22 protein-coding genes, 1 tRNA gene and 1 pseudogene are annotated in these 24,902 nt (G+C 66.6%); 13 read left to right on the forward strand and 11 right to left on the reverse strand.

Annotated elements, in window-relative coordinates; all coding sequences use genetic code 11:
• Positions 1–100 precede the first annotated feature (100 nt).
• Together BEMPMBAN_RS21415 and BEMPMBAN_RS21420 are read left to right on the forward strand one after the other, a co-directional pair.
• Positions 101–289, forward strand: a complete 189-nt coding sequence (locus BEMPMBAN_RS21415) for a hypothetical protein (protein WP_159233263.1) — start codon at positions 101–103, stop codon at positions 287–289.
• A 166-nt stretch (positions 290–455) separates the two neighbouring features.
• Positions 456–731: a WhiB family transcriptional regulator gene (locus BEMPMBAN_RS21420; protein WP_159233264.1), complete on the forward strand. Its 276-nt coding sequence runs from the start codon at positions 456–458 to the stop codon at positions 729–731.
• Between the two features lie 18 nt (positions 732–749).
• On the opposite strand, the gene BEMPMBAN_RS21425 is transcribed toward BEMPMBAN_RS21420, so the two are convergent.
• Genes BEMPMBAN_RS21425 through BEMPMBAN_RS21435 form a run of 3 tightly spaced genes read right to left on the reverse strand, consistent with a single transcriptional unit; the run spans position 750 to position 4,424 of the window.
• Positions 750–2,087 (reverse strand): macrolide-binding ATPase MABP-1, encoded by a 1,338-nt coding sequence (locus BEMPMBAN_RS21425; protein WP_159233265.1) that lies wholly within the window; start codon positions 2,085–2,087, stop codon positions 750–752.
• Positions 2,088–2,129: 42 nt separating this feature from the next.
• Positions 2,130–2,975, reverse strand: a complete 846-nt coding sequence (locus BEMPMBAN_RS21430) for a bacteriocin biosynthesis cyclodehydratase domain-containing protein (protein ID WP_159233266.1) — start codon at positions 2,973–2,975, stop codon at positions 2,130–2,132.
• A 54-nt stretch (positions 2,976–3,029) separates the two neighbouring features.
• Entirely contained in the window at positions 3,030–4,424 is a 1,395-nt protein-coding gene (locus BEMPMBAN_RS21435) for a zinc-dependent metalloprotease (RefSeq protein WP_159233267.1), read from the reverse strand.
• 91 nt (positions 4,425–4,515) lie between these two features.
• Between BEMPMBAN_RS21435 and BEMPMBAN_RS21440 the strand changes: the two genes are divergently transcribed.
• From BEMPMBAN_RS21440 to BEMPMBAN_RS21455, 4 genes are all read left to right on the forward strand, one after another.
• Entirely contained in the window at positions 4,516–5,538 is a 1,023-nt protein-coding gene (locus BEMPMBAN_RS21440; RefSeq protein ID WP_159233268.1) for a YlbL family protein, read from the forward strand.
• An 88-nt stretch (positions 5,539–5,626) separates the two neighbouring features.
• Entirely contained in the window at positions 5,627–8,647 is a 3,021-nt protein-coding gene (locus tag BEMPMBAN_RS21445) for a UPF0182 family protein (protein ID WP_159233269.1), read from the forward strand.
• Positions 8,648–8,838: 191 nt separating this feature from the next.
• Positions 8,839–9,459 carry a hypothetical protein gene (locus tag BEMPMBAN_RS21450; RefSeq protein WP_159233270.1) on the forward strand — a complete coding sequence of 207 codons (621 nt, stop codon included), beginning with the start codon at positions 8,839–8,841 and terminating at the stop codon, positions 9,457–9,459.
• 158 nt (positions 9,460–9,617) lie between these two features.
• Positions 9,618–9,691, forward strand: a tRNA-Met gene (locus tag BEMPMBAN_RS21455).
• Between the two features lie 456 nt (positions 9,692–10,147).
• Here BEMPMBAN_RS21455 and BEMPMBAN_RS21460 read toward each other — a convergent pair.
• The 3 genes from BEMPMBAN_RS21460 to BEMPMBAN_RS21470 are packed head-to-tail and all read right to left on the reverse strand — an operon-like array spanning position 10,148 to position 13,036.
• On the reverse strand, positions 10,148–10,492 hold the full coding sequence (locus BEMPMBAN_RS21460) for a DUF3703 domain-containing protein (RefSeq protein WP_159233271.1): 345 nt from the start codon (positions 10,490–10,492) through the stop codon (positions 10,148–10,150).
• A gap of 14 nt (positions 10,493–10,506) precedes the next feature.
• Entirely contained in the window at positions 10,507–12,660 is a 2,154-nt protein-coding gene (locus tag BEMPMBAN_RS21465; RefSeq protein WP_159233272.1) for a heavy metal translocating P-type ATPase, read from the reverse strand.
• Positions 12,653–13,036, reverse strand: a complete 384-nt coding sequence (locus BEMPMBAN_RS21470; RefSeq protein WP_159233273.1) for an ArsR/SmtB family transcription factor — start codon at positions 13,034–13,036, stop codon at positions 12,653–12,655. Before BEMPMBAN_RS21470 ends, BEMPMBAN_RS21465 begins: the two co-directional genes overlap by 8 nt.
• 24 nt (positions 13,037–13,060) lie before the next feature.
• Here BEMPMBAN_RS21470 and BEMPMBAN_RS21475 point away from each other — a divergent pair, with 24 nt between their 5' ends.
• Positions 13,061–13,744 (forward strand): DsbA family protein, encoded by a 684-nt coding sequence (locus BEMPMBAN_RS21475; protein ID WP_200846067.1) that lies wholly within the window; start codon positions 13,061–13,063, stop codon positions 13,742–13,744.
• A gap of 89 nt (positions 13,745–13,833) precedes the next feature.
• Here BEMPMBAN_RS21475 and BEMPMBAN_RS21480 read toward each other — a convergent pair.
• A pseudogene (locus tag BEMPMBAN_RS21480) lies at positions 13,834–14,018 on the reverse strand (LLM class flavin-dependent oxidoreductase); the annotation flags it as partial.
• Positions 14,015–14,611 (reverse strand): TetR/AcrR family transcriptional regulator, encoded by a 597-nt coding sequence (locus BEMPMBAN_RS21485; protein WP_159233274.1) that lies wholly within the window; start codon positions 14,609–14,611, stop codon positions 14,015–14,017. The pseudogene BEMPMBAN_RS21480 and the gene BEMPMBAN_RS21485, both read right to left, overlap by 4 nt.
• A gap of 72 nt (positions 14,612–14,683) precedes the next feature.
• On the opposite strand from BEMPMBAN_RS21485, the gene BEMPMBAN_RS21490 reads away from it, so the two are divergent.
• Genes BEMPMBAN_RS21490 through BEMPMBAN_RS21510 form a run of 5 tightly spaced genes read left to right on the forward strand, consistent with a single transcriptional unit; the run spans position 14,684 to position 19,570 of the window.
• The gene (locus BEMPMBAN_RS21490) at positions 14,684–15,880 is read left to right on the forward strand and encodes a cytochrome P450 (RefSeq protein WP_159233275.1); all 1,197 of its coding nucleotides are present in this window, start codon (positions 14,684–14,686) and stop codon (positions 15,878–15,880) included.
• 4 nt (positions 15,881–15,884) lie between these two features.
• Positions 15,885–17,642, forward strand: a complete 1,758-nt coding sequence (locus BEMPMBAN_RS21495; protein WP_159233276.1) for an MFS transporter — start codon at positions 15,885–15,887, stop codon at positions 17,640–17,642.
• Positions 17,639–18,175 (forward strand): PaaI family thioesterase, encoded by a 537-nt coding sequence (locus BEMPMBAN_RS21500; RefSeq protein WP_234897627.1) that lies wholly within the window; start codon positions 17,639–17,641, stop codon positions 18,173–18,175. Before BEMPMBAN_RS21495 ends, BEMPMBAN_RS21500 begins: the two co-directional genes overlap by 4 nt.
• Positions 18,175–18,624: a PaaI family thioesterase gene (locus BEMPMBAN_RS21505; protein WP_159233277.1), complete on the forward strand. Its 450-nt coding sequence runs from the start codon at positions 18,175–18,177 to the stop codon at positions 18,622–18,624. The genes BEMPMBAN_RS21500 and BEMPMBAN_RS21505 overlap by 1 nt, the downstream gene beginning before the upstream one ends.
• 55 nt (positions 18,625–18,679) lie before the next feature.
• Positions 18,680–19,570, forward strand: a complete 891-nt coding sequence (locus tag BEMPMBAN_RS21510; RefSeq protein WP_159233278.1) for an alpha/beta fold hydrolase — start codon at positions 18,680–18,682, stop codon at positions 19,568–19,570.
• Between the two features lie 88 nt (positions 19,571–19,658).
• On the opposite strand, the gene BEMPMBAN_RS21515 is transcribed toward BEMPMBAN_RS21510, so the two are convergent.
• From BEMPMBAN_RS21515 to BEMPMBAN_RS21525, 3 genes are all read right to left on the reverse strand, one after another.
• Complete coding sequence (locus tag BEMPMBAN_RS21515) at positions 19,659–22,670, reverse strand: MMPL/RND family transporter (RefSeq protein ID WP_234897628.1); 3,012 nt, start codon at positions 22,668–22,670, stop codon at positions 19,659–19,661.
• A 129-nt stretch (positions 22,671–22,799) separates the two neighbouring features.
• A complete protein-coding gene (locus BEMPMBAN_RS21520) occupies positions 22,800–23,237 on the reverse strand; it encodes a DUF6188 family protein (protein WP_159233279.1) in 438 nt (145 codons plus the stop codon).
• A gap of 71 nt (positions 23,238–23,308) precedes the next feature.
• Complete coding sequence (locus tag BEMPMBAN_RS21525) at positions 23,309–23,938, reverse strand: TetR/AcrR family transcriptional regulator (protein WP_159233280.1); 630 nt, start codon at positions 23,936–23,938, stop codon at positions 23,309–23,311.
• 159 nt (positions 23,939–24,097) lie between these two features.
• Here BEMPMBAN_RS21525 and BEMPMBAN_RS21530 point away from each other — a divergent pair, with 159 nt between their 5' ends.
• Positions 24,098–24,784 carry a TetR/AcrR family transcriptional regulator gene (locus tag BEMPMBAN_RS21530; RefSeq protein ID WP_159233281.1) on the forward strand — a complete coding sequence of 229 codons (687 nt, stop codon included), beginning with the start codon at positions 24,098–24,100 and terminating at the stop codon, positions 24,782–24,784.
• Positions 24,785–24,902 lie beyond the last annotated feature (118 nt).

The following is a 24,902-nucleotide window of genomic DNA, read 5'->3' on the forward strand; positions in this document are numbered from 1 at the left end:
AAACCTGCAGGTCAGAAAATCGCTTGTCGGGTTCGGCTGCTAACCTCTAACCTCAGAACACACAGACGACGGCCATGTGCGAAAGGAGGGTGTCTCGATCATGACAAGCAACAACGTCTTCGGCGGCGTAAGCGCTGCGCGCGTTGCCGGCATGCCGGGGACCTTCCATGCCTTTGCTTGGGCGCACCCCGCCGCCGCCATCCCGGCAACCGCCGCCATGGCGGCGCCGCGTAAGCGCCGCGCCGCCGCCGGCACGACTGCCGCGTCCGTGAATCGGGGCTCCATCTAGCCAGAGCCCACGAAACGCCCCCAGGCCACGGACCCGCAATCACCCGGATCCGTGGCCAGGTTCGTTTCAGGGCTTGTGACAGCCTCTCGAACTCGACGACCTGGTCGCAGATCCATCCCAGACAGATGGCTGACAGAGCCAACGACGAGGAAGCAGAGGACCGGACATGTCTTCCCTGACATGTGAGAGAACAAAACTGGCGGTGCCGTGTCGCGATGGGGACCCGGATCTCTGGTTCGCCGAGAACCCGGGAGATCTCGAGCGGGCCAAAGCGCTGTGCGCACAGTGCCCGATCCGGCGCGAGTGCCTGAACGCGGCGCTGGAACGTCAGGAACCGTGGGGGGTGTGGGGCGGCGAGATCTTCGAACGGGGCACCGTCATCGCCCGCAAGCGGCCTCGCGGCCGGCCCCGCAAGGACACGAAAGAGCCTGTCGCCGCGTGACTCTCGCTGACCTCGGCGCTACGCCGCGTCGGGGTCGGCGAAGCCCGGCATCGTCTCCTCCGCGATGCGGCGGGTCGGGACGTGCGCGTCGAGCTGGCAGGAGATCGCGACGATCGACGCGATCACCCGCATCGGGATCGCCAACTTCGGCGGGATGTCCATCTGGCGGGCGGCCTTGATCTGGCCGGCGGCTTTGTCGAGCTCCAGCGTCGTCATCCGCTGCAGCCATTTGCGGGTGTAGTGGAACACCGGAACCTGCAGCGGGTCGACGTACTGCTTGAGCATGTCGTCGATCTCGGTGACCGACACCTGCTGGCCCTTCTGGATGAACCCCATCTTCTCCATGGTGGGCAGCAGCTTGTCGTAGTTCTTGTCCACCCCGTACCGCAGGATCTGGCCCAACTCGGTGGGCCATCCGCCGGGCATCGGCGCCACCGCGCCGAAGTCGATGACGCCCATCCGGTCGCCGGGCATCAGCATGAAGTTGCCGGGATGGGCGTCGCCGTGCACCATCTCGAGTCGCAGTGGCGCGTCGTTGGCGAACACGAACAGCCGGGTGGCCATCAGATCGCGCTGTTCCTGGGTGCCCTCGCGGATGATCTGCGACAGCGGGATGCCGTCGATCCACTCCTGCACGACGACCTTCGGCGCGCTGGCCACCACCTGTGGCACCACGAAGTGCGGGTCGCCCTGGTAGGCCTTCGCGAAGGCGCGCTGGTTGTCGGCCTCGAGGCGGTAGTCCAGCTCCATCTCGGTGCGCTGGATCAGCTCGTCGACGACGCCCTGGACGTCGGCGCCGGGGGAGATCTGCTTGAGCACACTGACCATCCGCTGCATGGTCTTGAGGTCGGCGCGCAACGCCTCGTCGGCGCCGGGGTACTGGATCTTGACCGCGACCTCGCGGCCGTCGGCCCAGACCGCCTTGTGCACCTGGCCGATGCTGGCCGAGGCGATGGACTTGTCGTCGAACGACTGGAACCGGTCCCGCCATTTGGTGCCCAGCTGCTGATCGAGCACCCGGTGCACCTTGGGCGCGGGCAGCGGCGGGGCCTCGCGCTGCAGCTTGGTCAGCGCCTCGCGGTAGGGCTTGCCGTACTGCTCGGGGATCGCGGCCTCCATCACCGAGAGGGCCTGGCCGACCTTCATCGCGCCGCCCTTGAGCTCGCCGAGCACGGTGAACAGCTGCTGGGCCGCGCGGTCCATCAGCTCGGCGTTGACGTCGTCCCTGGACTTGCCGGTCAGCCGCTTGCCGAAGCCGAGTGCGGCCCGCCCGGCCATGCCCACCGGCAGCGACGCCAGCTTCGCGTTACGTGCGGCGCGCCCACGCTTGATGTCACTCACCACTCCATCATCCACGACTGCTGGGCACTTCTACCAACTAGTTGGGCACCGGTTTGGTCAGCAGGTGCAGTCGGGATGCCGCGACCATCGACGGGCGGCGATCGAGCCGGTGGCGACGTCGAATTCCAGGGTGGTGTCGATCGTGGCCGGCGGTGCCGGGGGTGGCGCCTCGGCCTCCGCTCCACCGTCGCTGCGCACTGCGCGGACGACGTGCTCGACCTCGTTGAGTGCCAGGCCGGCGGTCGCCAGCACCGTCGCCCGGTCGGCGGTGCCCACGGTCTGACTCAGTTGCGCCGCCACCGCGGGCCAGGCGGCGTCGCGATCGCTGCGATGCAGGTCAGCGCAGCGCAGACAGCTCGTCACGCCGGGGATGACCAGCGGTCCGATCAGCCCGCTGCCGTCGCGCACCCGCACCGGCAGGTGCGGTACGCCGGCGTCGTGCAGCTCACGCACCACCCGCGGGTCGGCGACCAGGTTGTCGGTCAGCACCGCCAGATCGACCGAGCCCGTGCAGGCGTGGGTTCGGCTGCTCTGACTGACCCGCACCCCGCTGCACCGCAGGGACGCGGTCAGCAGATCCGACAGCGGCCCGCTGCCGTGGACGCGGATCGACACCGCGCGGGCGCGCCGTGGTGCCACTTCGGTGACCACGCCGGACTCCACCAGGTGGGTCACCAACCCGGTGACCACGGACGCCTCGGCGCCGCGACCGGGGATCAGGGCCTGCAATTCCGGGATCGTCGCCGTCGACTGCAGTGCCCGCAGCAGTTCGGCCAGCACCTCCGCCGACAGCCCGGCCGGCGGGTGGACGATGATCGCGCGCAGCGGATTCCAGCCCACCTGCACGGTGCCGTCGGGACGAGACAGCACGGGCGTCGCTGCGTTGAGCGCGTATCGCGTCATAGGACGACCCTGACACGCGGCGACGGCCGCGAGCCGGGTTATCCACAGGGGCGGCTACTCGCGGGGAGTCTCGGTGCCGTCGTCGCCGCGCTCGGGGTCGGCCTCGGGGTCGGAGATGTCAGCTGCGTCCTTCAAGGCCTGCTCGATCTCGCTGTCCATACCGCTGGTGTCGCCGCCCATCATCCGGTCGATGAAACCGGCGGGGTCGTCCAGATCCGATGCGCTCGGCAGCAGGTCGGGATGCTGCCAGACCCCGTCGCGGGTGTCGGAGCCGACCGCTTGGGTCAGGCGCTCCCACAGCGCCGCGGCCTCCCGCATCTTGCGGGGCCGCAGTTCCAGGCCCACCAGCGTGGCGAACGTCTGCTCGGCCGGGCCACCGGTGCCGCGGCGCCGGCGCAGCATCTCGCTGAGCGCCGGTGTGCCGGGGATGCGGTCCCCGAGGGCGTCGGAGACCACGGTCTGCACCCAGCCCTCGATCAGGGCCAGCATCGTCTCCAGCCGTTCGAGGGCCACGGCCTGCTCCGGGGTGGTCTGCGGTTCGAAGATGCCCTGATTGAGAAGCTGCTCCATCTCCGACGGATCGGTCAGCGAGGCGGGGTTGAAGCCGCGGGCGAACTCCTCGATGCCGCTCATGTCGATCTTGGTGCCCTTGGCGAACGCCTCGACGGTGCTGAGCAACTGGCCCGACAGCCACGGCACATGGCTGAACAACCGGTGGTGCGCGGCCTCGCGGGCGGCCAGGAACGTCACCACCTCGCTGCGTGGCTGCTCGAGGCCCTCGGCGAGGGCCTCGACCGCTTCGGGCATCAGGGCGGCGACGCCCTTGGGGCCCAGCGGCAGCCCGATATCGGTGGAGGTCAACACTTCTCGGGAGAGCTTGCCCAACGCCTGACCCAGCTGGGAGCCGAAGGCCATGCCGCCCATCTGAGACATCATCGCCAGCAGCGGCCCCGCCATCGCCTTGGCTTCCTCGGGCAACGCCGAAGCCCACACCGTCGAGATCTGCTCGGCGACCGGATCACACAGCCGCTTCCAGGTGTCCAACGTGTTGTCGATCCAGTCGGTCGGTGTCCACGCCACCGATCGGGTGGTCCCGGCGGGCAGCGGAGTGGCCCCGTCCAGCCACGTCTCGGCCAACCGGACCGCGTCGACGATGGCGGTGCGGGTCTGCTCGGGCACTGGTGCGACGAAGCCGATGGAGTTCGACGCGAGCTGGCGGGCCAGGTCGTAGTTGACCGGTCCGGACCCCGGCGCGCCGGGCGCCGCGGTGCCTGCGCCGCTGAACATCTCACCGAGCTTGCTGAAGATCTGACCCAGCTGCGACATGTCGAACTCGTTGCCCCCCGGGAATGCACCCCCGAAGGGATCGCCACCGGACTCAGGGTCTTTCTTGCGCTTGTCACGCTCGGGGTCGTCCCCGGCGGAGAAGCCGAAAGGCGGGTCAGCCATACCTTCAACCGTACTCACCACCACGCCGCCGTGCGGCGATGCGGGTCACGCTGTCAGTGAACCCTCCGGAACTACCTCTACTGTGGGCGGCGTGAACAGGAGGATCGCGACCTTGATCGTCGCGCTGGTGCCGATTTTGACGTTCGGCATTCTGCTGATGGCGGTGACGGTGCCCTACGTAGCGCTGGGACCCGGTCCGACGTTCAACACCCTCGGTGAGATCGACGGAATGCAGATCGTCGACATCGAGGGCGCTGATCTGCACCCCACCAGCGGTGAGCTCAGCATGACCACGGTCTCGCAGCGCGACGGACTGACGTTGAGGCAGGCCCTGGTGTTCTGGGCCTCGGGTCGAGACCAGCTACTCCCGCGCGATCTGGTGTACCCGCCGGACAAGACCAGGGAAGAGATCGACGAGGCGAACAGCACGGACTTCCGGCGGTCCGAGGACAGCGCCGAGTACGCCGCGCTGCACTACCTGGAGTACCCGATGGCCGTCACCGTGCGCACCGTCGACGCCGACGGAGCGTCCGAGGGCAAGCTGCAGCCCGGTGACGCCATCGACGCGGTCGACAACCAGCCGGTGGCCACCCTCGACGAGTTCCAGGCGATCCTCGAGGACACCAAGCCCGGTGACACCATCGTCGTCGACTACCGGCGCAAGAACGCCCCGGCCGGGATCGCTGAGATCACCCTCGGTGAACACCCCGACAAGGACCAGGGCCTGCTCGGCGTTGGGGTCCTGGACGCGCCGTGGGCGCCGTTCAGCGTCGAGTTCAACCTCGCCAACGTGGGCGGACCGTCCGCAGGCCTGATGTTCAGCCTGGCGGTGGTCGACAAGCTGACCACCGGCGACATCAACGGCGCGATGTCGGTGGCCGGCACCGGCACCATCTCCGGCGACGGCGAGGTGGGCTCGATCGGGGGCATCACCCACAAGATCGCCGCCGCCAAGGAGGCCGGCGCCAGTGTTTTCCTGGTCCCCGCGGAGAACTGCGACGAAGCCAAGACCGCCGAGGGCGACGGCATCGAGCTTCTGAAGGTGGAAACCCTCGGGCAGACGATCGACTCGCTGCGCACCCTTTCCGCCGGTGGCGAACCTCCCCGTTGCTGACGCTGCGCCCTCGGCCGGGTGCGTACAGTGAGGGCTTAGTTATGGTCCCTGTGTAACCGCTGGGAATGTTCGAGACTGGAGTGATCGAGTGGGAATGCGGCCTGCGGCGAAAATGCCGGCGCTGACGAGACGAAGCCGAATTCTGATCGCGGTCTCGTTGGCCGTCGTGGTGTTGTTGCTGATCGGCCCACGATTCATCGACACCTACGTCAACTGGTTGTGGTTCGGCGAGCTGGGCTACCGCTCGGTGTGGACCACTCAGATCATGACGCGCGTCGTGTTGTTCTTCGTCGTCGCAATCTTCATCGGTGCGGTGGTGTTCGCTGCGCTGGCGCTGGCCTATCGCACCCGGCCGGTATTCGTCCCGACGGCGGGCCCCGACGATCCGGTGGCGCGCTACCGCACCGCGGTGATGTCGCGTCTGCGCCTGGTGGGCATCGGGGTGCCGGCGTTCATCGGTGTGCTGTCGGGTTTCGTGGCGCAGAGCTACTGGGACCGGGTGCAGCTGTTCCTGCACGGCGGCAGTTTCGGCGTCTCCGACCCGCAGTTCGGCATCGATCTGGGTTTCTATGCCTTCGATCTGCCCTTCTATCGACTGTTGCTGTCCTATCTGTTCGTCGCGGTGTTCCTGGCGTTCGTGGCGAACCTGCTGGGGCACTACCTGTTCGGCGGCATCCGGCTGAGCGGTCGCGCCGGTGCGCTCACCCGCGCGGCGCGAATCCAGCTGATCACCCTCGTCGGCCTGTTCGTGCTGCTGAAGGCTGTCGCGTACTGGTTCGACCGCTACGAGTTGCTCAGCCACACCCGCGGCGGCAAGCCGTTCACCGGGGCGGGCTTCACCGACATCAACGCGGTATTGCCCGCGAAGCTGATCCTGCTCGCCATCGCGCTGATCTGTGCGGCGGCGGTGTTCTCGGCGATCTTCCTGCGCGACTTGCGGATCCCCGCGATCGGTGTGGTGCTGCTGCTGCTGTCGTCGCTGGTCGTCGGCGCCGGCTGGCCCCTGGTGGTCGAACAGATCAGCGTCCGGCCGAACGCCGCGCAGAAGGAAAGCGAATACATCAGCCGGAGTATCACCGCTACCAGGCAGGCCTACGGGTTGACCGAGGAGGCGGTGACCTACCGCAGCTACCCGGGCAACGCCCCCGCGACCGCGCAGCAGGTGGCTGCCGACCGGGCGACGACGTCGAACATCCGGGTGCTCGACCCGAACATCGTCAGCCCGGCGTTCACCCAGTTCCAGCAGGGCAAGAACTTCTACTACTTCCCCGACCGGCTCAACATGGACCGCTACCCGGACGAGGACGGCAACCTGCGCGACTACGTGGTCGCCGCGCGTGAGCTGAACCCGGACCGGTTGATCGACAACCAGCGGGACTGGATCAACCGGCACACCGTCTTCACCCACGGCAACGGCTTCATCGCCTCGCCGGCCAACACGGTGCGCGGGGTCGCCAACGACCCCAACCAGAACGGCGGTTATCCGGAGTTCCTGGCCAGCGTCGTCGGCGAGAACGGCGAGGTGATCTCTCCCGGGCCGGCCCCGCTGGCTCAGCCACGGATCTACTACGGCCCCGTCATCGCGAACACGCCGGCGGACTACGCGATCGTCGGCGAGAACGGGGAGCCGCGCGAGTACGACTACGAGACCAACACCGCCACCCGCAACTACACCTACACCGGTGAGGGCGGGGTGCCGATCGGGAACCTGCTCTCCCGCAGCGTGTTCGCTGCGAAGTACGGTGAGCGCAACTTCCTGTTCTCCAATGTCATCAACGAGAACAGCAAGATCCTGTTCAACCGCGACCCTGCCGAACGGGTCAAGGCGGTGGCGCCGTGGCTGACCACTGACACCTCGATGTACCCGGCGATCGTCGACGAGCGGATCGTCTGGATCGTCGACGGTTACACCACGCTGGACAACTACCCGTATTCGGAGCTGATGACGTTGTCGTCGGCGACCACCGACTCCACCGAGGTCGCACTGAACCGGCTGCAGCTGGACAAGCAGGTGTCCTACATCCGCAACTCGGTCAAGGCCACCGTCGACGCCTATGACGGCACCGTGACGCTGTATCAGCAGGATGAGCAGGACCCGGTGCTGCAGGCGTGGATGAAGGTGTTCCCGGACACCGTGCAGCCGAAGAGCGCGATCACCCCCGAGTTGCAGGAACACCTGCGCTACCCGGAGGACCTGTTCAAGGTGCAGCGCGCGCTGCTGGCCAAGTACCACGTCGACGATCCGGTGACGTTCTTCTCGACGTCGGACTTCTGGGACGTCCCGCTGGATCCGAACCCGACGGCCAGCAGCTACCAGCCGCCTTACTACATCGTGGCCAAAGACCTTGCGCTGCAAGATCGGACGTCGTCGTTCCAGTTGACCAGCGCGATGAACCGGTTCCAGCGGGACTTCCTGGCGGCCTACATCAGCGCCAGCTCGGATCCCGACACGTACGGCCGGATCACGGTGTTGACGATCCCTGGTCAGGTCAATGGCCCCAAGCTGGCGTTCAACGCGATCAGCACCGACACCGCGGTCAGCCAGGACCTCGGTGTGATCGGCCGGGACAACCAGAACCGGATCCGCTGGGGCAATCTGTTGACGCTGCCGATCGCTGAGGGCGGTCTGCTCTACGTGGCGCCGGTCTACGCCTCGCCGGGCAATACCGACGCAGCATCGTCGTACCCTCGGTTGATCCGGGTCGCGATGATGTACAACGACAAGATCGGCTACGGGCCGACGGTTCGGGACGCGTTGACCGATCTGTTCGGGCCGGGCGCCGACGCTACCGCCACCGGGCCGGAACCCACCGGCACCACCGGCGGAGGGCAACCCGAGGCCCAACCGCAGGCCGACCAGCAGGCATCGGTGACGCCACCGGCGAGCCGGCCGGGGGAGAACCCGCAGGCGCAGCCCCAAGCGCCGGCTCCGGCCGCCGTGCCGTCCGGGCCGACCCAGTTGTCCGGGGCGAAAGCCGCTGCGCTGGAGGATGTCAACCAGGCGCTCGACGCCATCCAGGAGGCACAGCGCAGTGGTGACTTCGCCGAGTACGGCGAGGCGCTGCAACGCCTGGACGACGCGGTGAACGAATACCAGTCCACCGAGTAGTCACCGCTTCGGGCGAGCAGACGTGAAAGGCCCTGCGCTGCGGCGTGTCGCGGGTCTTTTGCGTCTGCTCGCGCCGGGGGGGTGGTGAGGCCTGCGCGCCGAGGGGCATTGCTCTGAGCCGAGCAGCGGAGGACCATGGAGGGGTCCGGCGGCGCCGCTGGGACGCTGCCGCGGACCACGGAGGCAGACCCATGTACGCACGCAGTTCCACGATTCACGCACGGTCCTCGGCGATCGACGCCGGTATCGCCTATATCCACGACACGGTGTGGCCGGCGCTGTCCGGTCTCGACGGTTACGTCGGGTTGTCGCTACTCGTGGACCGTCTGACCGGTCGCTGTATCGCGACCACGGCCTGGCAGTCCGAAGCCGCCATGCATGCCAGCGGGCCGATCACCAGCAGCCTGCGCGACCAGGCTGCGGCGGTCCTCGGTGGTAGCCCCACCGTCGACGAGTGGGAGATCGCCGCACTGCACCGTCACCACCACTCGGCGCCGGGAGCGTGTGTCCGGGTGACGTGGGCTCGCGTCGACTCCGAGATGGCTGACCGAGCCATCGACGGCTACCGGATGGCCACGATTCCCGCGCTGGAGGAACTCGACGGATTCTGCAGCGCCAGCCTGCTGGTGGACCGCGACTCCGGCTTCGGCGTGGCGTCGGTGACCTTCGACAGCGCCGAGGCGATGAAGCGCAGCCGGATCGCGACCGACGCGATCAAACTCGCCACCACCCGCGACACCGGCGCCGAGGTGCTCGACGAGTGCGAGTTCGACCTGGTGCTGGCACATCTGCGGGTTCCCGAGATGGCCTGACCGTTTCTCCGCGAACGCGCGTGTTTCCGCGAACGCGCGTGTCTGTCCGTCGCCGCGCCGTAAATCGTGTGCAATAGCGCGCGCTCGCGGCCGGCGAGGGTGCCTGAACAGGCGATTTGGTGGCGGCGCGGCAGCATGGGTAACCTTGCGTTCACCATCGCGGGGTGGAGCAGCTCGGTAGCTCGCTGGGCTCATAACCCAGAGGTCGCAGGTTCGAATCCTGTCCCCGCTACTAGGTAAAACGGCTCCTGGAGGCAACTCCGGGAGCCGTTTTCGTTGGGTTTGTGAACGCGTATGTGAACGTTAGTAAAGCTAATGAGATGATGAAACTAGCTGGACCTCACACCTTCAGCATCCCACCCATCGAGTACGAGGCCGTCCACTACGCTACGAAAGCCGCCCACTCGCAGGCTGCACACCAGTAACCGGTGTGCATGAAACCCGGGGCGATTCAGCGTACGTCTACGGCGAGCTCGACGGTGTGAAGAAGCTGCTCCGCGATCGGGGTCTCACCAGATTCGGCTCGCAGACCGCTGGGAGCGTCGCTTCTCGGAAGTCCGTCGACATCCTGCTATCGGTGCCCGAAGATCTGAAAGAGCGGATGTCAACACCACCCTGTGTACGCGCCCGTACACCGGTATCAGTCGCCTGGACTGCTGCTGGTTGAAGAGCCTCGAGCGTGCGGTGTTCAATGACTGGCCAGGGCGGCGGCGAGGTCGTCGGGGATGGCCATGGGTGTCATCAGGCCTGCGTCGACGCGGCCGATGTTGCCGACGGGGTAGCGGCCGGTTAGCGAGCCTGGGGCGGCGACGATGAGGCGGAGTACTTGGCCGAGCGCTTCACGGCGGTCATGTTGGTGCAGCGCGAGTTTGAGCATTGCGGCATGATTGCAGGTGTGCAGCCACGGGTCGGGTTGGGACACGATGTGGGCTCGTTCCAGGTGACGCCATCGTGCATGGGAGTCGGCGGCCGTAGCGGCGGCAGTCATCTCGCGGCGGTACATCTGGCGAGCTTCGGGGCTGATTCGTGGCATCGGAGGGCTCCTGTTCAGCGGCGGAAGTTGGTTTTCAGAGCAGGTTGGGTCGCCCGCCCGGTGACCTCGCCGGCGTCGTGCGGTGGCGAGTCAGTGGGTTTACAGCATGCGCAACCGTGGTTGACCGGCGCAGCGCCGGAGGTCGACGGAACAACGTGGAGAGTGTCGGCAGCGGCGGGGGCGGGGTTGGTGGGTCCGCAGCACGGGTCGGGGACGTGTTCGGGTGAGCCGATGTCGACAGTGGGGACCGCGGAGCGTCGTGGCGGTGTGGTGACGCCGGGCAGGGTGTGGGTGCGTGCTGCGCGGATGGCGTTGAGGATGACGAGCACTTCGGCGGATTCGTGGATAAGCACCACGGTGGCCAGGCCGAGCGCGCCGAAGGCGGCCAGCGGGATGAGGATGGCGATGATGGCCAGTGAGAACCCGATGTTCTGCACCATGATCCGTCTGGCGCGCCGGGAGTGGGCGAGCACTTGAGGGAGGTGTCGTAGGTCTTCGCCCATGAGGGCGACGTCGGCGGTTTCGATGGCGACGTCGGTGCCCATCGCGCCCATCGCGATACCGATGTCGGCGGTGGCCAACGCGGGTGCGTCGTTGACGCCATCGCCGACCATGGCGATCGGCCGGCCGCCGGCGATGGTCGGGAGTAGGGCGGCTTTGTCTTCGGGTAGAAGTTCGGAGTGCACGGTGGTGATTCCGGCTTGGGTGGCCAGCGCTTGCGCGGTGCGGGTGTTGTCGCCGGTGAGCATGGCCACGGTGACGCCGAGGCGCTGGAGCTGCTCGACGGCTTCGAGGGCCTCGGGGCGAAGCTCATCACGCACGGCGATGGCGGCCATCGTGTTGCCGTCGCGGGCTAGGACCGCGACGGTGGCTCCGGCGGCCTCCAGTCTTTCGACGTCCGCGGTGAGGGGGCCTGGGGTGACCCAGGTGGGCTTGCCCAGGCGCAGCTGCTGGTTGTCGAGGTGGCCGTGGAGTCCGTGACCGGGAACGGCGGTGACGTCCGTGGCGACGTCGGCGTTCGGGGCGGCGGCCAGGATCGCTTGTGCGAGTGGGTGTTCGCTACGGGCTTCTAGTGCTGCGGCCATGCTCAGCGCGTCAGCGGTGGTGATGCCGTCGATGGTGACGACCTCGACGACTTGGGGTTGGTTGCGGGTCAGGGTGCCGGTCTTGTCGAGGGCGATGACTTTGATGCGTCCCAGTTCTTCGACGGCGGCGCCGCCTTTGATCAGGGCGCCCTGGCGGCTGGCGGCGCCGATGGCGGCGACGACGGTCAGCGGTACCGCGATGGCCAGCGCGCACGGGGAGGCGGCGACGAGCACCACGAGTGCTCGTTCCAGCCACAGCATTGGGTCACCGAAGAGCGCCCCGAGGGCGGCGATCAGCGTGGACAGGATCATGATCGCCGGGACCAGCGGGCGGGCGATGCGGTCAGCGAGGCGTTGCCCTGCGCCTTTGCGTCCCTGGGCCTCTTCGACGATGTGGACGATGCGTGCTAGTGAGCTGTCGGCGGCCACCGCGGTCACCTCGACCTCGATGGCGCCGCCACCGTTGATCGCGCCGGCGTGCACCGCGCTGCCGGGTCCGGCTTCCACCGGAACTGATTCGCCGGTGATGGCCGACAGGTCCAGGCTGGTCTGACCGGATCGAATGGTGCCGTCGGTGGCGGCCCGCTCGCCGGGCCGGATCACCAGGATGTCTTCCACGACGAGATTGTCAGGGGCCACTGTGATTTCGTGGCCGTCGCGGATCACCAATGCCTTCGGCGGCACCAGTGCCAGCAGAGAGCGCAGACCGCGGCGGGTTCGGCCCACAGCGTAATGTTCCAGTCCTTCAGCGATCGAGAACAGGATGCCCAGCAGCGCAGCCTCGGCGAACTGTCCCAGCGCGACCGCGCCGATCGCTGCGATCGTCATCAATGTGCCCACACCGATACGGCCATGACGAAGGTTGCTGACCGCATCGGGGACGAAGGTCGCCGCTGCGGCACCTACCGCCAGCAGCTCGACAGCGATCGCGGGATCGTCGTATCCGATCCGTCCGATGATCCACCCCGCACACAGCAGGACCGCCGCCAACGCCGCGAGCTGCAGTTGTCTTACCTGCCAGAGCTTTTCGGGTACTGCATCGGGTTCGCCGACTGCCTCGGGGCCGCAGCACACATCAGACACGATCGGTATCCCTTGCCGCGCAGGTAGTCGCGCCGCCCAGGACCGCGGACGTCAGCTGCCGACCGCGATCAGTGAGCTGATACATCACCAACTTGCCCTGTCGGCGCGAGGACACCAGGGCGGCATTCTTGAGTTGGCGCAGATGGTGGGACACCAACCCCTGCGACATCCCGACCACCCAGGCGATATCGCACACACACAGCTCGTCACCGGCGGCCAATGCCGCGGCGATGGAGAGCCGGGTGGCGTCCCCGAGCCCCCGCGCCGCCGCAGCGGCGGCCTGCACGGCCTTGGTGTCGGGCACCGTGGCGCGGATGGCTTCGGCGTGCGGAAGGTCCAAACACAGCAGATCGCAGGTGTCGATGGGCTTACTCATATTCATATACTAAAATACGTTGATATGTTTATGAAAGGGGTCGGGGCGATCCTGACCAACACCCGAGTCCTCGTCACTGTCTTCGTCATCGTGGTCGCCACGGTGGCGACCGCGGTGTTCTTGTCTGTACGCGACGCCGACACGCAAGCCCCGGCGGCGTTGGATGATTCCCCGGCAGGGCAGACGGTGCGGGACAACAGTCACCGCCTCAACACCGTCCCCGACAGTGACGTCTACTTCGTCGAGTTCCTCGACTTCGAATGCGAAGGATGTAGAGCGCTGTTCCCGGCCATCGAGCAACTTCGGAGCGAGTACGGCGACCGGGTGAACTTCGTCCTGCGCTACTTCCCATTGCAGTCGCATTTCAACGCTAAACGCGCCGCCCGTGCTGTCGAAGCCGCCGCGCAACAAGATCAACTCGAAGCGATGTACAAGAAAATGTATGAAACACAGGCTGATTGGGGCGAGCAGCGAGTCCCCAAGGACGACGTGTTCCGCGGGTTCGCCCAGGAACTCGGACTGGACATGGCGGTCTTCGACGCGGTCTACAACGACCCCGCGACCGACGAGCGCATCGAGCTCGATATTGCCGACGGGACCGAACTCGGCGTACAAGGAACCCCCACCTTCTTCCTCAACGGTCAACGACTCCAACCACGCAGCTACGAAGACCTCACCACCGCGCTCGACCAGGCACTTCAAAAGTAAGCGTCCCGCTGCCAACTCCGCGCCTGGAGCGAAGCGGATGACTTCGCATCCTGTCTTGCCAGCACCAGCAGGCTGCGCCCCACGGCTTAGAGAATCGAGGACCCGATCCGGCAGTGCTGTGTGCGGTTGGCCATGGCCGCCATGGATATCGATCCCGAGCTGGAGTAGAACTCCGAAGCCACGCCGTGTCGAACCCGGCTTGGTCCGCCGCTTCGGCGGTCGTGGCGAGGGAGTCCAAGTCGGGGCCGAGGACGGACAGGCCGTAGGTGCTCATGGCAGATCCTTATCGCGGGGCCGCAGACCATCGATGACGATGCCGTGCAGGGTGGCACCGACGTGTAGCTCGTCGAGGTCGTTGTCGGTGACCAGATACATGAGGGCGCTGATGGTGACCGCGCCGAAGAGGGCGATCGACGTGGCGCGCGCATCGGGTTGAGGTACGAGCGATCCGTCGGCTGCTCCTGCGACGAGCAGGGTTTCGACCGGCTGTTGGTAGGCGGTGCTGATCATGTCGGCGATGACGGGCATGCGGCCTGCTCTCCCGAGTTCGCCGATTAGCGCCCGGCAGACAGCCGGCCGTTGCGCCATCGCCCGGAGTTGCGCGTGGATGACACCTTGGAGGCGCTCGGCGGCCGTGCCATCGGACCGCACGATCGTGGTGACCGCGTCGGAGATGTCGCGAAGGAGGTCTTCGAGCAGGAAGGCAAGGATGTCTTCCTTGCCGGAGAAGTAGTAGTACAGCGTCGCCTTGGGCACCCCGGTCGCCGCGGCGACGTCGTCGACCTTGGTGTCGTTGAGCCCTTTCTCGGCGAACAGGTCCGCCGCGGCGGGGAGTCTCTCGGAGATCTGACGTGGGACTTTGCGCATTGCCCTTCCCGGTTCGCTGAGTTTAGACTGCCAGTCTAGACAGCTGTTCGACACTTGCGTTAGGAGGTCCTCGTGGTCGCAGTGAAGGTCCGGTATGACCCGTTCGACGCCACGATTCTGAGCGACCCCTACCCGACGTATCGGTTGTTGCGCGACTCGGCTCCGGTGTACCGCGCCGAGGAATCCCACACCTGGGTGCTGAGCCGGCACGCCGACGTCCAGGCCGCCGCGGTGGATCACGGTACGTACTCCTCGGTGGATGGGATTTTCCCCACCCCGCCGGGGTCGAACTTCATCGGCTCTTTTCTGCCGATGATGATCGTGATGGACCCTCCTCGCCACGACCAATTGCGCGCCCTGGTGAGCCGAGCGTTCACCCCCCGTCGGGTGGCTGGTCTGCACGGCGCCATCACGCAGATGGCGGCGGAGTTGCTCGGGCGGTTCGACGAGGAGTTCGGGTCGGCGGATTTCGTGACCGACTTCGCCGCGATCTTGCCCGCCGCGGTGATCGCCGACCTGCTGGGCGTTCCCGCCGAGGACCGCGACCTGTTCCGGTTGTGGTCGAGTCAGCTGGTGCAGGTCGACGTCAACCATGGACAGACCACCAATGCGCTGGCCGCCGCAGCGTCGATTTATGCCTACTTCACCGATTTCCTTGCCGAGCGCCGCCGGAGTGCGCGCGCGGACTTGATGTCGGCGCTGGTGAACGCGACGGTCGACGGGATCGGGCTGACCGATGAGGAGGTCCTCGGGTTCTGCGCGTTGCTGCTCGTCGCGGGTTATGAGACTACCACCAATCTGCTCGGCAACTCCGCGGTGGTGCTCGCTCAGAATCCGCAGATCCGGCGACGCTTGGGCCGCGATCGGACGCTGCTGGGGCCGGCGGTGGAGGAGTTGTTGCGTTATGACTCACCGGCTCAGGGACTTTCACGCACCCTGACTCGTGACGTGACCTTGCACGGCACGACGATGCGACGGGGGGAGAAGGTGCTGTTGCTGTTCGGGTCGGCGAACCGCGACGAGCGTGCCTTTCCCGAACCCGACGTGTTCGACGTCGATCGCACTTGCGAGCATCAGGTGGCCTTCGGTCGCGGCATCCACTTCTGTTTGGGGGCGGCGTTGGCGCGGATGGAAGCCCGGATCGCGCTGGATGCGCTCCTGGACAAGGTGCCCGACTGGGAGGTCGACCTGACTTCGGCGCGTCGGCTTCGGTCCGGGCCCATCCGTGGGTACACCTCGTTGCCCATCACCTGGACACCTTCGGGGTAGGCGGATGTCACGACTCGGCGACGGGGACGCGGGAAGTCAGCTGTCCGAGCGGGTGTCGCCCGGATCGCCGGCCGCATCTGAGGCGGATCCGGCAGATCCGACGCCGGCAACGTCGACGAATCTTTCGCGGGCCCAGACGTGGACGCTGGTGGTGTCGTGTCTTGCGGTGGCACTGGTGATCGGCTCGATGGCGGCGCTGTACACCTCGCTTCCCGACATCGCTGCGACCACCGGGGCGACGCAGAGCCAGCTGACCTGGGTGGTCGACGGTTACACGTTGGCGTTGGCGTGTCTGGTCTTGCCCGCCGGAGCTCTGGGCGACCGCTACGGGCGCCGGGCGGTGCTGATCTTCGGGCTGGCGGTGTTCTCCGTGGCCTCGACGGTCCCGTTGCTCGTGCAGGAGCCGATGTGGGTGATCGTCGCGCGCGCGGTCGCCGGGGTGGGAGCGGCATTCGTGATGCCCTCCACGCTGTCGCTGCTGACGGCGGGGTTCCCCGAACACCAGCGTGGCCGTGCGGTCGGCATCTGGGCCGGTGTCGCGGGATCGGGTGCGGTGCTGGGCATCTTGTGTTCAGGGCTGTTGTTGCAGCGGTGGACGTGGCAGTCGATCTTCGTCGGATTGACCATCGCCGGGGTGGTGTTGCTGATTGCGTCGTTGACACTGTCGGAGTCCCGCGACGAGTCGCATCCGCCGATGGACTACGTGGGGTCGCTGTTGGTCGCGGTGGCCATCGGGCTGATTGTCGTCTCGGTCACCGAGGCGCCGGCTCGGGGGTGGACTGATCCGCTGGTGCTCGGGCTGGCTTGTGGCGGGATGGTGGCGTCGCTGATGTTCGTGACCGTGGAGCTGCGGCGTGCTCACCCGCTCCTGCAGTTGCGGCTGTTCGCTCACCGTGGGTTCGGCAGCGGCACCCTATCGATCGTCATGCAGTTCGTGGTGATCTTCGGCGTGTTCCTGCTGCTGGTGCAGTATCTGCAGCTGATCATGGGGTACCAGCCGTTGCAGTCGGCCCTGGCCCTGGCGCCGGTCGCCGTTCCGTTGGTATCGATCTCGGTGACCGCGCCGTGGCTCTCGGAGAAGCTGGGGCTGCGCCTGATCATGGTGGCCGGTCTGGTCGTCATCGCGGCCAGCATGTACATGACGAGCCGGTTAGGTGTGCACGCGGTCTACACCGACTTTCTGTGGCCGCTGCTGACCATGGGTACCGGTCTGGGTCTGTGCACCGCCCCGGCCACCGCTGCGGTGGTCAGCGCGGTTCCCGTCGACAGTCAGGGTGTCGCTGCGGCGGTGAACGACGCGGCCCGCGAGATCGGCGCAGCAGTGGGTATCGCGATCGCCGGCAGTGTCCTGGCAGCTGGATACTCCCACCGCATTCAACCCGTGCTGCCCACGCTGCCATCACCGGTGCGCGAACCCTTCTCGGATTCCTTGGCCGCCGCCCTGCAGGTCGCCGACCGGTCCGGCCCCGCGGGTGCGCACCTGGCCGACGTCGCCAAGGCTGCCTTCGTCCACGGCAACAGTCAGGCCGCCTTGGTGTTGACGGTCATTACCGCCGTCAGCGCGTTGGCCCTGGCGGTGTGGGCACCCGGACGTTCCCGCGCCGAGCAGCGACCCGGTCGGTCGCCGGTCGCCCCGTCGGTCGGCACGGGTCGACACGCCCGCTCAGAGGACGTACCGACAGACAACGATTCCGGCCCGACGCAGATACGCCGACCGGTTCCGGTCGGCCGGCACGCGAAATGTGACGAGGAGACCCGATGACGACGGCGGCGACTGATCGGCAGGGTCCCGAGGCGTTGCCTCCTCACACAGTGACGTGCATGGGATGCGGCCCGGACAACCCGAATGGCCTGCAAATGAGGGTATTTCGGCTAGGTCAGCAAGTGTATACCGACGTGGCCTTCGACGAACGCCACGCAGGGGCGCCGGGGCTGGCGCACGGCGGCGCGATCGCCGCCGCCTGCGACGACCTGTTCGGCTTCACCCTGTGGATCGCCGGCACGCCGGCGGTGACCCGGAATCTGGCCATCAATTATTTGCAGCCGGTGCCGCTGCATCAACTGCACCGCATCAGCGCACACATTCACGCCCGCGAAGGCCGTGCCCTGCACGTCAGCGCGACCGGTACCGGCCAGGACGACGTCGTGCGGTTCACCGCCACGGCACGGTTCGTTGCGGTCAGCGCGGAGCACTTCGCCGCCCACTGCGATCTCGGCGAATTCGGCGACATGCTCGCACGGTTTGCCAGGGAGAGCGGCCCAGCGATACCCGACCAGTCCGAGGGCGACGCGTAATGGCGGCCATCGAGTTCGCCCACTTCGACGAGCAGATCGCCGAGACGCTACTTGGATCCGCCACTGCGGCGGGAGGCCTGTCGACGTTCCTGGATTTTCGCCACACCGAGTTCACCGCTGGTCGACTGGTGGCCGAGATGGATACCCGAGACGAACTGCTGACACCCTTCGGCAATCTTCATGGCGGATGCCTGTCGGCGATGGTCGACCACTGCCTGGGAGTGGTGTTCTACCCCGTCATCTCCGCGGGGTCATGGGTCGCCACAACGGAATTCAAGGTCAACCTGCTCCGACCGGTGTCGGGTGGAGTGTGCATCGCCGTCACCGAGATCGTGGCGTTGGGCAAGCGCAGCGGGGTCGCCCGTATCGACATCACCAACGATGACGTAGCCGTCTGCGCGGCTCAAGGCACCGTGACGATCGTCAGTCCCCGGGCAGGCGGGCAATGAGGACGGCCACGGCGAACCGCCCATCGCGGACGGGTGTCCGCCCGGAGCGGGTGCCGTGATCGCGGCGATCCAGCATCGCGTCCGCACCAGTGACGGCATCACCCTGGCCGCGGACTGCTACGCCCATGCTGACGTCCGTCCCGTGGTACTGCTGTTGCACGGCGGTGGCCAGAACCGGCATGCCTGGAGCGCCTCGGCCGCCCGGCTGTATGCACGCGGGTACACGGTGGTCGCCTATGACACGCGCGGTCACGGTGACAGCGACTGGGACCCGGACGGTCGGTACGACGTCGAGCGGCTGGCGTCCGATCTGATCGCGATCCGCGAACGCTTCAGCGCGGATGAGCCACCCGCGGTCGTGGGCGCATCGTTGGGTGGGATGACCATCCTGGGAGCACATCTGAGCGCAGCGGCCGAATCGTGGGGGGCGGTCGTGTTGGTCGACATCACCCCGCGGCTGGAGTTCCAGGGTGCCCGCCGTGTCGTGGCGTTCATGGCCGCGCACCCCGATGGGTTCAGCACCCTGCACGATGCCGCCGAGGTGATCGCCGCCTACAACCCGCATCGCGCGCGACCCGACACCGTCGACGGCCTGCGCAAGGTGCTGCGGCAACGTCACGACGGCCGGTGGATCTGGCGATGGGACCCGGCGTTCATCCACTCCAACTTCGAGTTCGTGCAGGGCGAGCCCATGTCGGGAACGGAGCAGTTGGACGCGATCGGCCAGATTTTGAGTGAGGGAGCCCGCCGCGTCACCGCGCCAACACTTCTGGTGCGGGGACTGCTGTCCGACGTGGTATCCCAAGACACCGTCGAGGAGTTCCTGCAACTTGTTCCGCATGCAGAGACCGTCGACGTGTCCGGTACCGGCCACATGATCGCCGGTGACGACAACGACGCGTTCACCGCCGCGGTCGGCGACTTCCTCGACCGCTGCGTCCTCTAGGTCGCACCACTGCACCGTGTCGGGCACGCGGCACAAACTCGACGTCAGCGTTGTGCTCCTACGGGTCCACGATGAGGGCCGCCACCGGCTACGACGAGATGGAGTGGCTGGCGGGATTCGGCGCGCTGGCGCGGTGCGGCCACCAGCTGGCTTCGCGGAGCAACACGGCGATCGCGGGGACGGTGAGCGTGCGCACGACGAAGGTGTCCAGTAGCAGGCCGCAGCCGATGATGAAGCCGGCTTGGATCATGATGGCGATCGAGCCGAACATGAGTCCGAACATGCTCGCGGCGAAGATGATTCCGGCGGAGGTGATCACCGAGCCGGTGTTGGCGACGGTTCGCAGCACGCCGACGCGGATGTTGCGGGTGGATTCCTCCTTGAGCCGGGAGACTAGCAGCATGTTGTAGTCGGCTCCCACGGCGACGAGGATGATGAACGCCAACAGTGGTACCGGCCAGGCGATTTCGTAGCCGAGGCCCCACTGGAAGACGAGAACTCCGATGCCCAGTGAGGCGGCGTAGTTGAGCACGACGGTGCCCAGCAAGTAGAGCGGGGCCAGCAGTGCGCGCAGCAGCAGGACCAGGATCAGGCCCACGATGAGCAGCGTGGCAGCGCCAAGTTGGAGGAAGTCCGCCGAGAGGAGCTTCTGGATGTCGGAGTTCACGGCGGGGAATCCGGCGACGGAGACGGTCGCTTGAGCCAGGGAGGTGTTGGGGCGGGCGGCCTCGGCGACGGCGACGATTTGGTGAGCCATGTTCATGGCGTCCACGGTGTACGGGTCGTTGCTGGATTCGATGATGAATCGGGCGGTCTTGCCGTCACGGGACAGGAATTGTTCTGCTACGTCTGCGAATTGGCGGTTCTCGAAGGCGTTGGGCGGCAGGAAGAACCCACTCGAGGTATCCGAGCCGGTGCTGGCGCGCGCCGAGTTCTGCAGTTGGGTGGCGATTTGGCTCATTCCGCTGAGCATTTCGATGTTGCTGTCGGCCAGGGTGTGCACACCGGTGGCTAAAGCCTGGGCGCCGGAGGCGAGCTGGCGGATGCCGTCTTGGAGGCGACGGACGTTGCCGATCAGGTCGGCGGGGTCGCCGAGCACTCCGAACGCTTTGTCCATGGAAGTGACGGCGCTCTGCACGTCGGCCAGGGTGCCGGTGACGGTCGCGTTCTGGTCGACGCGGTCACCGATGGCGGCGACTTGGGTGAAGAACCCGCCATTGCGCAGGGTCGCCAGAACGTGGACCTGGTCTCGGATCTGCGCGCATTGCGGTGTGGTTGCACACCACGGCGAGGTGTTCAGGGCCCCAACGAGGGGGTCGATGGTGGCGATCGCGCCGTCGGCTTGTTCGGCCAGCGGGCGCAGCCCGGGCCCGGAGCGCAACGCTTGATCCACCGCAGGTGCGGCCATCGACAGTTGGTTGAGCAGCGGCCGGAGCTGGTCGACTTGAGGGCCGATGGTCTGGGCCTGGTCCAGGACGGCGGTCAGTGGGGTCAGCGCGGTGCGCAGCGTGGTGTCGAGTTGGGCGAGGCCGCTGGCGAGTTGGTCCGCGCCGCCGGTGAGCTTGGCCAGGTCGTCCTTGCGGGCGTTGCCGTCGGCCACCGCGCCGGCCATCTTGTCGCCGATCTGCCCGTTCTGCCAACCCAATTGGGCTTGATCCAGGCGGGCTCCGGTAGGTCGGGTGACCCCGGAGACCTTGGTGACCCCTGGCACCTGCGCGACGCGGGAGGCCATCTCGTCGAGATCGGCGAGTCCCTTGCCCGTGCGCATGTCGGTCGGTGATTCGACCACCAGGAACTCGGTGATGACGATGTCCTTGCGGAAGTGACGGTCCAACAATTGGTAGCCCTGGTTGCTGGCGGTGGTGGCGGGTTGTCCCTTGCGGTCGTCGTAGCTCAATGTCATCGTCGTGGCGACGGCCGACAATGCCAGCAGCAGGACCAGGCTGCCGACGAGCAGCGGCACCGGCTTGCGGACCACCGCGACGGCCACCGAGTTCCAGTAGCGCCGGGTGCGGTCGGACTTGGGTTCGCCGATGCCGCGTTTGGCGGCCAGCACCAGCACCGGCGGAAGCAGGGTCACGGTGGCGATGAATCCGACGACCACGGCGACCGCGCAGGCCGGTCCCAGTCCGGCGAAGACGCTGAGATTGGCGAACACCATGGCTGCGAAAGCCAGCGCGACGGTCGCCGCCGAGGCCATGATGACGCGACCGATGCTGGCGGTGGCGTGCACGACCGCCTGATCGGGGGCCACTTGCGCTCGGCGCTGTTCGTGGTAGCGGCTGATCAGAAAAACGGTGTAGTCGGTGCCGGCGCCCAGCAGGATCGCGGTCATGAACGCGACGGTGAATTGCGACACGGGCATGCCCAACTCGCCCAGCCCGGAGAGCACCCCACGTCCGACGGCCAGGCTGATGCCGATCACCAGCAGTGGCAGCAGCGCGGTGAACACCGACCGGTAGACGATGAGCAGGATCAGCGCGATCAGCCCTGCGGTGGCGATGGAGATGAAGAGGAGATCGTGTTCGGCCTCGGCGATTTGGTCGCTGAATGTCGCTGGCGGCCCAGTCACTCGCACCAGCGTCGAGGATCCGTCGAACGCTCGCGCGGCGATCGAGCGGACCGCGGTGACCGACTCGGCCGCGGCCGGGTCACCGAGCGTGCCGACCACCCCGACCGGCAGATACCACGCCTTGCCGTCCTTGCTGAGTGCCTGGCTTGCGGTCGCCGGGTCGGCCAGTAAATCCTGGACCAGAAGCACGTGCTCGGTGTCGGCGCGCAGCCGCGACACCAGGTCCGCGTAGCGCTGTCGCGTCGGCGGTGTCAGCCCTGCAGGGTCTTCCATGGCGACGAACAGCGTTGTCTTGGAGCCCTGTTCGCTGAATGCCTCGCTCATCCGGTCGATCGTTTGAAACGACGCCACGTCCTGAGGTATCAGCTGGACCGACTGTTTCTGCACCACGGTCTCCAACTGTGGGAACAGTAGTGCCAGCACCACGGCCAGTCCGACCCAGGCGCCGATCACGAGGGCCTTGTGCCGCACGGTGAATCGGGCCAGGGCACCGAGGCGTTCGCTGTACTCCCCGGACGCCTTCGTCACGGCGGCAGCGCGTTCCCGCAGGCGCGTGGCGGCGGCGTCTCCTGTGTCCTGGTGGTTCTCTTCGCTATTCAAGAGCGGGCCCGGTCGGGGCGTTGTCCGATCCACTGCCCCGGCTTACGCCCTGCCGGGTCACCGTACTGTCGCCGCGACATCGGCGACGTGATCGTCGTCCTCGGGCAAGTCGTGACGCACGACTCGGACCCGGCCGTGAGGCAGGCAGGCCATGTAGCCGTGACGCTTGCCGTACAACTCCCACGCGGTGAAGTCCTCGTCGGGGTCAACGGTGATGCGATACCCGTTGGCGAACTCGACGTGCAGGGTGCCGTCGTCGTCACAGAAGGAGCGGGTGCAGACACTGCCCGAAAAATTCAACAGCGGACGTAGGCGATTGGGCACGTCATTGGGATCGATCATGACGTCTTCGGCGGGATAGTTCCCGAGCGCTGGTAGCGAGAGCCTCAGTGGTCGGGAGATGACCAACTCGTTGTAATCCTCCAAGTTGAGCACGAGGCCGCCATCTAAGCTGACGCGCCGAACTGAGCACGTTTCGATCCATTGGGTGAGCATCACGCTGTCCCTCCGTCGATCCAATAACACTCAACGATACTCTAAGTATCGCTACGCTACTAGCAGTACTCTTACTGGGTCGACCCTGGGGTCTGCGAGTTGGCTGCTGCATTCTCTCCGCCGAGGATCAGTCGGACGCTGCGTTCCAGCCGTACCGCCAACTCGTCGGCGGAGGTGCCGTGGCGGACCCAGGCGATCAGGCTGGACAACCAAACGTCGACGATTAGCGAGGCGAGTTGGTGGTGTCGCGGGTTCGGTTCGCCGCCGGCGATTGCCAGTGCGAGAAGGTGTTCAATGACCGCGGCGGCGCGGTCGACTTCGGAGCTGGTGCTGCCGTCGGCGAACACGAACGCGCGGGTGACGGCTTCGGTTAGCGCGGGCCTACATCGCAATTCTTTGTACAGACGAGCGTTCACATGTGCCACCCGCAGCTGCGGGGAGTCGGCCGTGACGGTCCAATCGCGCTCCGCGCCAAGGCGTTCGAACTCGCGCGTAAGGACGGCCACCAAAACGTGCGGTTTGGTCGGAAAGTACCGATAGAGGGTGCCTACCGCGATCCCGGCGTCGTCGGCGACGGTGCGCATCTTCACTGCGTCGTATCCACCATCGGTTGCGATCGCCGCCGCGCAGTCGAGGATCTCTTCGCGTCGGCGACCCGTTCTCGCGACGGACCTACCGCTGGCTGTTCCGATTGCGGTCATCGATGATTCAACGCCCTTCGACGACTCCAGCCAGTCTCGGGCGCGAGCATCGCCCCGGATGGCCGGAAGAAAGCTACGTACAGTATCGCTACGATACTGTTGGTAGCATAGGGCGGTGCACAGCGGCATGGCCAGTGAATCCGGCAGACGAGTGTGGCGATGACCGACACGACGACGACGTCATCGCCTGATGAGGACGATGTCGACCCCCGCCGGGCGCGGTCGCGAAACCGACTGCTCGATGCCGCCGCACACCTCCTCACCACGGGTGGCGTTGAAGCCGTCACCATTGAAGCGGTCACCAAGGCCTCGAAGGTCGCCCGTACCACTCTCTACCGGCACTTCAACAGTTCCTCGCACCTACTGGCTGCCACCTTCGAACGCTTGCTGCCGCAAGTCACACCGCCGCAGCCAGGCACCGGATCGCTGCGCGATCAGTTGGTGGAACTACTCGCGCGACAAGCAGCGCTGTTTTCCGACGCGCCATTGCACGTCACCATGCTGGCGTGGCTCTCACTCGGGCCGACACCGGTCGCCGACAGCGACACAGACGATGCCCACTCGTCCACCCGAGCACTACGAACACGGGTAATCGATCAGTACCGCCAACCATTCGACGCCATCCTGCAAAGCCCCCAAGCCCGCGATGAACTCGACGACTTCGACCTCGACCTGGCGATGTGCCAGCTCGTCGGGCCGCTGGCTTTCGCCCGGATGACGGGATTGCAGGAAACGACCCGGGACCACTGTTTGCACATCGTGGACGACTTTCTGAAAGCTCACCATCGCGAAAAACGCACTGACGCAGTTCAATCCGAATCGCGGGTGACAGCGAACGGCTCGTAGCGCGGAGCCCGCAGGTCTTCAAATCCGTTCCGTAGCCATACTGGGCTCTTGAAGGACTGGCGTCGCGGCTGTGTCATTGTCCGTGGTGGAGCGGATCACGAGACGAGTACCAGGAAGC

Origin of the sequence: Mycolicibacterium austroafricanum, from assembly GCF_902705885.1 — a bacterium.
Taxonomy (GTDB): domain Bacteria; phylum Actinomycetota; class Actinomycetes; order Mycobacteriales; family Mycobacteriaceae; genus Mycobacterium; species Mycobacterium vanbaalenii_A.

Coding starts and splice junctions, on each gene's coding strand:
- BEMPMBAN_RS21415 (WP_159233263.1), top strand. CDS start 101: ATGACAAGCAACAACGTCTTCGGCGGCGTAAGCGCTGCGCGCGTTGCC.
- BEMPMBAN_RS21420 (WP_159233264.1), top strand. CDS start 456: ATGTCTTCCCTGACATGTGAGAGAACAAAACTGGCGGTGCCGTGTCGC.
- BEMPMBAN_RS21430 (WP_159233266.1), bottom strand. CDS start 2,975: ATGACGCGATACGCGCTCAACGCAGCGACGCCCGTGCTGTCTCGTCCC.
- BEMPMBAN_RS21435 (WP_159233267.1), bottom strand. CDS start 4,424: ATGGCTGACCCGCCTTTCGGCTTCTCCGCCGGGGACGACCCCGAGCGT.
- BEMPMBAN_RS21450 (WP_159233270.1), top strand. CDS start 8,839: ATGTACGCACGCAGTTCCACGATTCACGCACGGTCCTCGGCGATCGAC.
- BEMPMBAN_RS21460 (WP_159233271.1), bottom strand. CDS start 10,492: ATGCCACGAATCAGCCCCGAAGCTCGCCAGATGTACCGCCGCGAGATG.
- BEMPMBAN_RS21470 (WP_159233273.1), bottom strand. CDS start 13,036: ATGAGTAAGCCCATCGACACCTGCGATCTGCTGTGTTTGGACCTTCCG.
- BEMPMBAN_RS21475 (WP_200846067.1), top strand. CDS start 13,061: ATGTTTATGAAAGGGGTCGGGGCGATCCTGACCAACACCCGAGTCCTC.
- BEMPMBAN_RS21485 (WP_159233274.1), bottom strand. CDS start 14,611: ATGCGCAAAGTCCCACGTCAGATCTCCGAGAGACTCCCCGCCGCGGCG.
- BEMPMBAN_RS21495 (WP_159233276.1), top strand. CDS start 15,885: ATGTCACGACTCGGCGACGGGGACGCGGGAAGTCAGCTGTCCGAGCGG.
- BEMPMBAN_RS21500 (WP_234897627.1), top strand. CDS start 17,639: ATGACGACGGCGGCGACTGATCGGCAGGGTCCCGAGGCGTTGCCTCCT.
- BEMPMBAN_RS21505 (WP_159233277.1), top strand. CDS start 18,175: ATGGCGGCCATCGAGTTCGCCCACTTCGACGAGCAGATCGCCGAGACG.
- BEMPMBAN_RS21520 (WP_159233279.1), bottom strand. CDS start 23,237: ATGCTCACCCAATGGATCGAAACGTGCTCAGTTCGGCGCGTCAGCTTA.
- BEMPMBAN_RS21525 (WP_159233280.1), bottom strand. CDS start 23,938: ATGACCGCAATCGGAACAGCCAGCGGTAGGTCCGTCGCGAGAACGGGT.
- BEMPMBAN_RS21530 (WP_159233281.1), top strand. CDS start 24,098: ATGACCGACACGACGACGACGTCATCGCCTGATGAGGACGATGTCGAC.